This window comes from Terrabacter sp. 01T434 (assembly GCF_056398545.1).
Window position 1 is genome coordinate 1 of the sequence record NZ_JBFTPP010000021.1, and the last position, 1,758, is coordinate 1,758.

Consider the following 1,758-nt stretch of genomic DNA (forward strand, 5'->3'; position numbering starts at 1 on the left):
GGAAACCCCGACCCGCAGCCTCCCGGCCCGACTCGGGCCGGACTCACACCAGGAGCAGTCACCATGGGCGTCGCCACCTCGAAGAAGCACGGCAAGAAGACCACCTCGGGCAAGGTCCTGGCCTCGGTGGCGCTCGTGGCCGCCGCGGCCGGTGTCGCCGGCCTGGGCACCTACGGCTCGTTCACCTCGACGACCTCGGCCAGCGCCTCGGTCACCGCCGGCACCGTCAAGGTCGAGCTCGGCCAGCCGGGTGCGGCGAACCGGTTCTCGGTCGCCGCGACCGGCCTCGTCCCGGGCGACACGATCCAGCGCGCCGTGACCTTGAGCAACACCGGCAACCAGAACCTCGGCTCGTTGAGCCTGACGACCTCGGCGCCGCTGACCTCGAGCAAGCTCGACACCGACCCCACGAACGGGCTGCAGCTGAGCATCGACTCCTGCTCGACGGGCTGGACCGAGGCGGGCGTCGCGCCGGCCTACACCTACACCTGCAACGGCGGAGGCATCGTCAAGACGGTGCTGCCCGCGCAGAAGGTCGTCGGCGCCAACGTCGCGCTGACCAACGTCGCCTCGCTCACCAGCGGTGGCGTCGACAACCTGCGCGTCAACCTCGCGTTCCCGACCGCTGCGGACAACACCTTCCAGGGCCTGAACAGCGTCATCAACTTCGACTTCACCGGCACCCAGCGCGCCGCCACCAACCGCTGACCCCAGCGCCACCGCATTACCGGCGGTGCCGGCCTCGGACACCTGGGCCGGCACCGCACCAGCACCCGCCGGACCCTGGCCGCATACCGCTTGAGCATGAAGGAAACCCAATGAGTGCCATTCCACTCGAGACGAAGCTCGCGGCCCTGTCGATCCGCCTCGACGACGACAGCCACCCGGTCACACCCGCCGCAGAGGACCGCGAGCGGACCGACCCGGCCGGCGACGAGCTCGAACCGTCGACGACGGTGGGTCTGGTGCGGCGCCTGTGGCAGATCACGGCGACCGCGTTGGCGGCGACTGCCGCTGCAGCCTTCCTCCTGCTGGCCATCGGTCCGCACGTCTTCGGCTACCGCACCGCCACGATGCTCACGGGCTCGATGTCGCCCGGCATCAACCCGGGCGACGTCGTCGTGACCGTTCCGCGTGCCGTCGCCGATGTGCGCGTCGGTGATGTCATCACCTACGGGATCCCGGTCGAGGACCACCGCGTCGAGACCCACCGCATCGTCAAGCTCGGCACCGATGCCGCGGGCCGACGCACGGTCGTGACCAAGGGTGATGCCAACTCCGACGTCGACCCCTGGGTCGCGACCCTCGACGGTGACACCGTCTGGGAGGCCACCCTCGTCGTCCCGCACGTCGGTGACGTCATCCGTGGAGTCCGTGGGGCGCTGGGTCAGGGCTGGGTCCTCTGGGGCGCTCTCGCCGGGTTCGTCCTCCTCACCCTCCGCAGCATCTGGACGACGGACAACACCGACGACGACAGCGACGAGGCCGACGACAGGGCCTGACGCCGGCCACGCAGAATCGCCGGAGCCCCGCTCACCGTCTTCGGTGGGCGGGTCTTGTCGTATGCCGTGGGGTTGTGCCTTTCTTGCGGGATTCCTTGGTGTTTGGCCGGGTTTGTCTTGCGTTCGGCCCGGCAGAGTTCAGGTGTCGGAAGGGAAACCCCGACCCGCAGCCTCCCGGCCCGACTCGGGCCGGACTCACACCAGGAGCAGTCACCATGGGCGTCGCCACCTCGAAGAAGCACGGCAAGAAGACCAC

General features: G+C 69.6%; 2 protein-coding genes. Both read left to right on the forward strand.

All coding sequences use genetic code 11. From position 1 onward, the window contains the following. Nucleotides 1–63 precede the first annotated feature (63 nt). Nucleotides 64–708 carry a TasA family protein gene (locus tag AC1DIW_RS21785; protein WP_478110904.1) on the forward strand — a complete coding sequence of 215 codons (645 nt, stop codon included), beginning with the start codon at nucleotides 64–66 and terminating at the stop codon, nucleotides 706–708. A 110-nt stretch (nucleotides 709–818) separates the two neighbouring features. Continuing rightward, entirely contained in the window at nucleotides 819–1,502 is a 684-nt protein-coding gene (locus AC1DIW_RS21790; protein WP_478110906.1) for a signal peptidase I, read from the forward strand. The last annotated feature ends 256 nt before the right edge of the window (nucleotides 1,503–1,758 follow it).